This is a genomic window from Rhizobium leguminosarum (genome assembly GCF_010668065.1).
Classification (GTDB): Bacteria; Pseudomonadota; Alphaproteobacteria; order Rhizobiales; family Rhizobiaceae; genus Rhizobium; species Rhizobium leguminosarum_S.
Genome location: NZ_WUEN01000001.1, coordinates 994,759 through 1,002,002, shown reverse-complemented (window position 1 = coordinate 1,002,002; position 7,244 = coordinate 994,759). Strand labels below are relative to the sequence as shown.

The window sequence follows — 7,244 nt, the reverse complement described above, 5'->3', positions numbered from 1 at the left end:
TGTCGCTGCCCGCTCCGCCGATCAAGCTATCGGCACCAGCCCCGCCATTCAGCGTGTCGTTGCCGACACCACCAGTGATCGTGTTGGCAAGGCTATTGCCTGTCCCGACAAAGGCTGCCGTTCCGATATAGGTGAGGTTCTCGACATTAGCACCCAATGTGTAGGCGGCCAGGGCCGTGCGAACCGTGTCGGTTCCCGCGGCGGCGTTCTCGGCAACGCTGTCGCCGGCATTGTCGACGATATAGGTGTCGTCGCCCGCCCCGCCGATCAAGCTATCGGCACCAGCCCCGCCATTCAGCGTATCATTGCCGGCGCCGCCGGAAAGCGTATCGATGGCAGCGCCACCCGTGATCACGTTGTCGAGATCATTGCCTGTTCCGGCGAAGGCTAGCGTGCCGATATAGGTGAGGTTCTCGAGATCGCTGCCAAGCGTATAGCTTGCCAGCACGGTCTTGACCGTGTCGGTTCCCGCGGCGGCGTTTTCGGCAACGCTGTCGCCGGCATTGTCGACGATATAGGTGTCGTCGCCCGCACCGCCGATCAAGCTATCGGCACCTGCCCCGCCATTCAGCGTGTCATGGCCGGCGCCGCCAGTGATCCTGTTGGCCAGCGCATTGCCGGTGCCGGTGAAGTTGGCCGATCCCGTGTAGCTCAGGTTCTCGACATTGATCAGTGCAGCGATCGAATAGGCTGCAAGCGACGTGCGGATTTCGTCGGTGCCGGCACTGGCCAACTCAGTGATGATGTCGCTCGCAGTATCGATCACATAGATGTCGTTGCCCGCTCCGCCGTTCAGCACGTCATTGCCGGCGCCGCCGTCCAGCAGATCGTTGCCGGCGCCGCCGGTGATCGTGTTGGCGAGCGCATTGCCGGTGCCGGTGAAGCTGGCCGATCCCGTATAGCTCAGGTTCTCGACATTGATCAGTGTAGCGATCGAATAGGTCGCAAGCGACGTGCGGATTTGGTCTGTGCCGGCGCTGGCCAACTCGGTGACGACGTCGCTCGCAGTGTCGACCACATAGATGTCGTTGCCCGCTCCGCCGATCAAGCTATCGGCACCTGCCCCGCCATTCAGCGTGTCGTTGCCGACACCACCAGTGATCGTGTTGGCAAGACTATTACCTGTCCCGGCAAAGGCTGCCGTTCCGATGTAGGTGAGGTTCTCGACATTGGCGCCAAGCGTATAGCTTGCCAGTATCGTGCGAACCGTGTCGGTTCCCGCAGCGGCGTTCTCGGCAACGCTGTCACCGGCATTGTCGACGACATAGGTGTCGTCGCCCGCTCCGCCGATCAAGGTATCGGCACCGGCCCCACCATCCAACACATCATTGCCGGCGCCGCCCGTGATCGTGTTGGCCAGCGCATTGCCGGTGCCGGTTAAGCTGGAGGATCCCGTGTAAATCAGATTCTCGACATTGTTGCTGAGAATATAGCTTGAAAGCGCCGTCCGGACGGTGTCCGTCCCCTTGTTCGCACTCTCGACCACAAAATCGCCGCCAGCGTCGACCACATAGATGTCGTTGCCGCCACCGCCGATCAGCGTGTCGTTGCCGGCGCCGCCATCCAGCGTGTCGTTGCCGGCGCCGCCGGTGATCGTGTTGGCGAGGCTACTTCCAGTTCCGGTAAAAGCGCCAGTGCCGGTGAAGGTCAGGTTTTCAACATTGGCATTGATGGTCAAGGCATAGGAAGAAAGCACCGTCCTGATCAGATCGGTCCCTTCATTCAGCCCTTCGGTGACCACGTCGACCAGATCATCGACAATATAGGTGTCGTTGCCCGTTCCGCCGATCAATGTGTCATTGCCGGAACCGCCGGAAAGCGAATCATTTCCGGCATTGCCCCAGAGCGTATTGTCCGCCTCATTGCCTACAATCGAATCGTTGCCGGAGCCGGCCTGAACGTTCTCAATCAACGACGCGACGTTGCCCTGATAAAGAAGGGCGTTGAAAATGTTGCCGCGGGCATAGCCATTATTCGGACCTCCGCCCAGATCGGCCAGCTGGCCCTGGGAAAAGACCGAGTACCCCCCTGCTCGCAAGTCGATTTTAAGGCCGGTCGTATAGGCACTCAGGTCGTAGGTATCGATACCGCCGCCGTCCCAGATTGTCGCGAAGATCCTGTTGGCAGCGGGCGTGATGGCCGCAACGCCGTCGACATAGGTGATGCCCTGGTTCGGATTCCACTTATAGACAGTATCGCCACCGTTCGTCGTGTAGTCCGCACCATACATTTCCTGCAGGGCGGCAATGTCGAGCATCATGAAGCTTTGTGGCGCGCCATCATGCTCATACTTGGCCGAACTCCCATCGTCTCCGATAAATGTGCGATAGGTCATGATCGTATATTCGAGCGAGTCGTAGGCGCTCGGAACGACTATCCCATTGAAATCACCCGCCATGTGAGCATGTTTCAGCCCGAGAGCGTGACCCAGCTCATGCGCCAAGGTATGGCCTGCATAGTTGCCGAACCTCGGAAAGCGAAGATCATCTTCGGTGCCAGCATATCCGGTCCCGAACCAGACATCACCACTTGGCTCGCCGCTAGCTGGTAAATAGGCCCATGCCGTGTCAGGCAAAGACGATTGAGCGAACCGCACCGTTGCTGTACCCGCGCTTCCCGCCTCAAAGTTGGCGTTCGTGAACCCCTCGACGGAGAAGCCGTCATTTGCCGCACTCCCGTAGGATTGCTCCATAAAGTACAAGGCGAGAGACTGCTGCTGTGACGAAATTGAAGAGAAAGAATGGTATTTTTCGGGGCCATAGGAATAAGATGCCGAAGTTGTGGGAAACGCATAGGTTATCGTTCCGTCCCAGGCAAAGACATCAAGAAGCCCGTCAACTTTATTATCGCCAGTCGTGTTGACGATCTTCGTCGGAGTAATAAGGTCCGTCATAAAATACCCGTTTGCCTAATCCGTTCGGCCGCGCCTAATGCCAGTTTCCCTCTGCCCGAAATCAGAGGAAAATTCAACTAAAAGCTTTAATTCGCTTCGGAAAGTTTTCGACCTTAGTTACTACCGCTCATGAACCGCCTTGTCCGCAACCTCTATCGAAGGCCGGAAGACATATTCCAGGATGCTGTGCTCGCCCGTCCGAACCTCCGCAATTGCTGCCACGGCGGCATTAAATTGACGTTACGGTCATCTGCTGAAATTTAATAAGTCTCAGGCTTGGTGATATCGGGAAAGCCAGAGGGGCCGCATTGTTTCGGCGCCACCGAACGTCGTCTCCGCCTGTTGTGCCGTGGGGTCGCCCTCACGGCGTACCGCGTCGGGTTCCAGGATCGCATCTGCCGCAATCTTGGTGACGTGGGCTGTGATCGTTCCGTAGCGAGTGAAGGGAAGGCTTTGAGCTTGACGACAGCGTCCTGTCCGACCGTCATGAAGCCGGTGTCCTTGTTCAAAGCGTCAATTTGAAGCTCAAACGCGCTCCCCAAGAAAAATGGGCGAAGCTAAAGTTCCGCTAAGCTGGTCAGCTTGAAAGCCTGCTCCGGGCGTTCTCCGCCAATTCCTGCACCCGGTCTACGGGGATGCGGCCGATCAGCATGAAGGCGTGCGTCGCGTTCGACCAGTAGACGACATTCATACCTTTGCGGCTTTCGAGATCCGGCGCCTTCGGCCCCTTGTCAGACTTGACGATGCAGAGCGCCATCGGGCCAGTTTCGGGGTCGAGATAGGCGATCTGGGCGAGCGGTTTGCCGTCATATTGCAGCAGCAGGGCGCGTTTGAAATCAATGCCCGGGAGTGAGACGGCTTCGGGGGAGAGCGACAGGCCGAGCTTTTCGTCGAGCGGGCCGAGCTGGGCGGCCTGATCCTCCCTGCCGGGGGCGGGGCCGGCGAACGTTTCGGCGGTATAGAGCGAGATATAGTCGGCGACCACGGCGCGCCATTCGCTGTTTTCGTCCTTTGCCGAAAAGCGTGCTCCGATGCCGATGACGGCGCGGTCGATGGCGATGCCGGCGACCAGCGAGGCGGCGAGCGCGCCGAGGAAGCGGCGACGAGTGGCGAATGCGGGTGTGAGGCCGGATTTTGCGCTCTGCTGCGGCGGGATGGCGGCAAGCATCGTCTCCAGTTTCTCGCGCGGGGCTTCGGCGAGCAGCGGGGCGAAGGCTTGCTTGAAGGGCAGGCTGGCGCGCGCCAGGAATTCCAGCCGCTCGGCGGTGCTCTCGTCTTCCTTCACAATGGCTTCAATGCGGGCGGCCTCTTCAGCCGTCAGTTCGCCGTCGATGAAGGCGGTCAGGTCCTCGTCGGAGGGAATGGTCTGTTTCGTCGTCATTGCCGTCCCCCTTCCGGTCCGGCGTCGGAGAGCTTGGCGCGGGCGGCCGCCAGCCGGCTCATCACGGTTCCGATCGGGATATCCAATATGCCTGCAACCTCGCGATAGGAAAGTCCTTCCACATAGGCGAGGAAAACCACCGTCCTCTGCGCCTCGGGCAGCGCATTTACCTGTTTCAGCACCTGACCCGCCATCACATGGGTTTCGGTGTCGTGCGCGCCGTCGAAGGTCAGCGTCTCCCCGGCATCGACGAACCCCTGGCCCTGGCGCACCCGGCGGGAGCGGATCTCGTTCAGCCAGATCGAATGCAGGATCGAAAACAGCCAGCGGTCGAGCCGGGTGCCGGGGATGAACTGATCGGCGCGCTCCAGCGCGCGAAGGCAGGTCGCCTGGACCAGGTCGTCGGCGACATCGCGCTGATGCGAGAGAACGAGACCATAACGCCAGAGCCTTGTCAGATTTTCCGTCAGGCCGCTCCTGATATCCGCTTCGCTCGCGATGGCCGCCTCCGCCAATCCTGCATCCCTCGAAACCGCCGGATGAACCGGCGATTCCATTCTCGCGCGACTATAGGCAGGAAAATGGGTGCGCGCGACCGACATTCTGATATCCCTTTCGTACTTCCATTTTCCCGCTGTGGCCGGCCGATCAGATCTTCGAAGGGTCGAGGATCGCGGCGTTCAAGTCCTGATATTCCTCGCAGCCGGTGCCGCAGATCGCCTTGATCGTGTTCAACTGGTCCTTGGCGAGATCGAGCTGGCCCTTGATGACATAGGCTTCACCGAGATATTCGCGGACCTTGGCGTATTGCGGGTCCATCTTTACCGACTGCAGGTAATAGGAGATGCCTTCGTCGGTGCGGCCGAGCTTGCGGGTGGCATAGCCGCGATAGTTCAGCACTTCGGCGGTGTTCTGGTCCTTGACCGTGTCGAGCATGGCAAGCGCCTCCTCATAACGACCGGCCTTGGCCAGCGAATAGGCATAGTCGGCGCGGTTCTCGTCGGAGACGTTGGCGCTCTGCTGCTTGATGCACTTTTTGGTCTTCTGGTCGTAGATCTCGCCCTTCTTGCAGACTGGCGTCGTGCTGCTGTCATCGCCGATCGCAAAAACCGGGCCGGAGAAAACAGAGGCGGCGAGGCAGCCGCCGAGAAGGAGGGAAGCGATGCGGGCTGTCATGATCGTCATGGGGAAACTCCTCGAAAGTGACGTTGCGAGGAGAGAACACCGCTGCGCCTGGCTTTATTCGGCAACCTCCCCACTTTCTCCATCACTGCTTCGTGAAGCAGACGAGGTCGAATAAATCATCGGCACCGCGTGTTTTTCGTTCCGCCGGGAACGACAAGGAGAATTCCGTGACCGATACCGTGAAACTCGTCAGCCTCGCCGTTGCCACACCCGAACATGTCATTTTCCAAAAACAGGCGGTCGAAGCCTCGGCCCGGCTGTTTGCCGACCGTTTCGAGGATTTTCGCCATCTTGCCCGCGTCTTCGATAGCGCCGGCATCGACAAACGCCATGCGGCGCGGCCGCTTGCCTGGTTCGACGAGCCGCATGGCTGGCAAGACCGGATGCAGGCCTTTGCAGAGGTGGCAGGCGGGCTTTTCGTCGAGGCTGCCAGCTCGGCCCTTCGCCAGGCAGGGCTTGAGGCCGGCGATGTCGACTGTGTCGTGACGGTCTCCTCCACCGGTTTTACGACACCGAGCCTCGATGCACAGCTTGCCGGCCGGATGGGTTTCAGATCCGATATCGAACGCGTGCCGGTCTTCGGGCTCGGCTGTGCGGCCGGCGTGTCAGGCTTTGCGATCGCCTCAAGGCTGGCGCGGAGCCGGCCGGGCACTGTTGTGCTTTTCGTCTCGATCGAGCTTTGCACGCTGGCCTTCCGGCTGGACGAACTGACGCGGCCGAACATCATCGCAACAGCGCTTTTCGGCGACGGCGCGGCCGCCTGCGTGCTGCGATCAGGCGAAGATGGGCTGGCGGAGGTGGAATCGACCGGCGAGCATCTCTTTCCCGACACGCTCGATATCATGGGGTGGAAGATCGATGACGGCGGCTTCGGCATCGTACTGGCGCAATCGCTGCCGCCCTTTGCCGAAAAGGAACTCGGCCCGGCGGTAAAGGCCATTCTGGCCCGCAACGGGCTGAGGGTGGAAGATATCGACCGCTTCATCTGCCATCCCGGCGGCATGAAGGTGCTGGCCGCAATGGAGAGCGCGCTTTCGATGGTCCCGGGCACGCTGGATCACGAACGCGCCGTGCTGGCCGAATATGGCAACATGTCCTCGCCGACAATCCTGTTCGTGCTGGAGCGGGCAATCCGCGCCGGGTTGCCGGGGCGCGCCGCGATGATCGCCATGGGGCCGGGCTTTTCGGCCAGCTGCGTGACGCTCAGGAGGGTCGCATGATGTGGCCGTCGATCGCGCTCCTTGCCTTCGTGACGCTGCAGCGGCTGGCGGAAATCGTGCTCGCCCGACGTAACACGGCGGCGCTTCTTGCCAGGGGCGCCAGAGAGGTGGCACCCGAGCATTATCCCGTCATGGTGGCGCTGCATGCAGGCTGGATCATCGGCCTTTGGCTCACTGCACCGGGCAGGCCGGTCGCTCTCTTCTGGCTTCTGGTGTTCATGGGGCTGCAGGCGCTGCGGCTCTGGGTGCTGGCGACGCTGAAAGACCGCTGGACGACGCGTATCATCATCCTGCCCGGCGCGCCGCTCGTCAGATCCGGGCCCTATCGCTTCCTCCGCCATCCGAACTATGCGATCGTCGTCGGCGAGATCGCCGCCCTTCCCCTCGCCTTCGGCCTGCCGCTTTACGCGATCGTCTTTTCCCTTCTCAACGCGCTTATCCTCCATGTCCGCGTCAAGGCTGAAAATGCCGCACTGAAAAGTGCAATGATTTTGAAATGAATGCGATTTTCCGTTTGCGTCGCGGTATCGGCGCGGGCATTTTCACCGCGTTAGACAAAGCGGAA

6 protein-coding genes are annotated in these 7,244 nt (G+C 60.5%); 2 read left to right on the top strand and 4 right to left on the bottom strand.

Annotated elements, in window-relative coordinates; genetic code table 11:
- The 4 genes from GR198_RS04550 to GR198_RS04535 all read right to left on the bottom strand — a co-directional run.
- On the bottom strand, positions 1-2,893 hold a 2,893-nt coding region (locus GR198_RS04550; RefSeq protein WP_204336999.1), incomplete at its 3' end, for a M10 family metallopeptidase C-terminal domain-containing protein.
- 577 nt (positions 2,894-3,470) lie between these two features.
- The gene (locus GR198_RS04545) at positions 3,471-4,274 is read right to left on the bottom strand and encodes an anti-sigma factor family protein (protein WP_029874114.1); all 804 of its coding nucleotides are present in this window, start codon (positions 4,272-4,274) and stop codon (positions 3,471-3,473) included.
- Positions 4,271-4,876 carry an RNA polymerase sigma factor gene (locus tag GR198_RS04540; RefSeq protein ID WP_029874113.1) on the bottom strand — a complete coding sequence of 202 codons (606 nt, stop codon included), beginning with the start codon at positions 4,874-4,876 and terminating at the stop codon, positions 4,271-4,273. The genes GR198_RS04545 and GR198_RS04540 overlap by 4 nt, the downstream gene beginning before the upstream one ends.
- A gap of 46 nt (positions 4,877-4,922) precedes the next feature.
- Positions 4,923-5,459, bottom strand: coding sequence for a tetratricopeptide repeat protein (locus GR198_RS04535; protein WP_029874112.1), 537 nt, complete (start codon positions 5,457-5,459; stop codon positions 4,923-4,925).
- Positions 5,460-5,626: 167 nt separating this feature from the next.
- Here GR198_RS04535 and GR198_RS04530 point away from each other — a divergent pair, with 167 nt between their 5' ends.
- Positions 5,627-6,679, top strand: a complete 1,053-nt coding sequence (locus GR198_RS04530) for a type III polyketide synthase (protein WP_164067611.1) — start codon at positions 5,627-5,629, stop codon at positions 6,677-6,679.
- On the top strand, positions 6,676-7,179 hold the full coding sequence (locus GR198_RS04525; protein ID WP_164067609.1) for an isoprenylcysteine carboxyl methyltransferase family protein: 504 nt from the start codon (positions 6,676-6,678) through the stop codon (positions 7,177-7,179). The genes GR198_RS04530 and GR198_RS04525 overlap by 4 nt, the downstream gene beginning before the upstream one ends.
- Positions 7,180-7,244: the final 65 nt, after the last annotated feature.

What these genes read in the sequence shown, in the direction of transcription:
- GR198_RS04545 (WP_029874114.1), bottom strand. Translation starts at nt 4,274, where the DNA reads ATGACGACGAAACAGACCATTCCCTCCGACGAGGACCTGACCGCCTTC.
- GR198_RS04540 (WP_029874113.1), bottom strand. Translation starts at nt 4,876, where the DNA reads ATGTCGGTCGCGCGCACCCATTTTCCTGCCTATAGTCGCGCGAGAATG.
- GR198_RS04535 (WP_029874112.1), bottom strand. Translation starts at nt 5,459, where the DNA reads ATGACGATCATGACAGCCCGCATCGCTTCCCTCCTTCTCGGCGGCTGC.
- GR198_RS04525 (WP_164067609.1), top strand. Translation starts at nt 6,676, where the DNA reads ATGATGTGGCCGTCGATCGCGCTCCTTGCCTTCGTGACGCTGCAGCGG.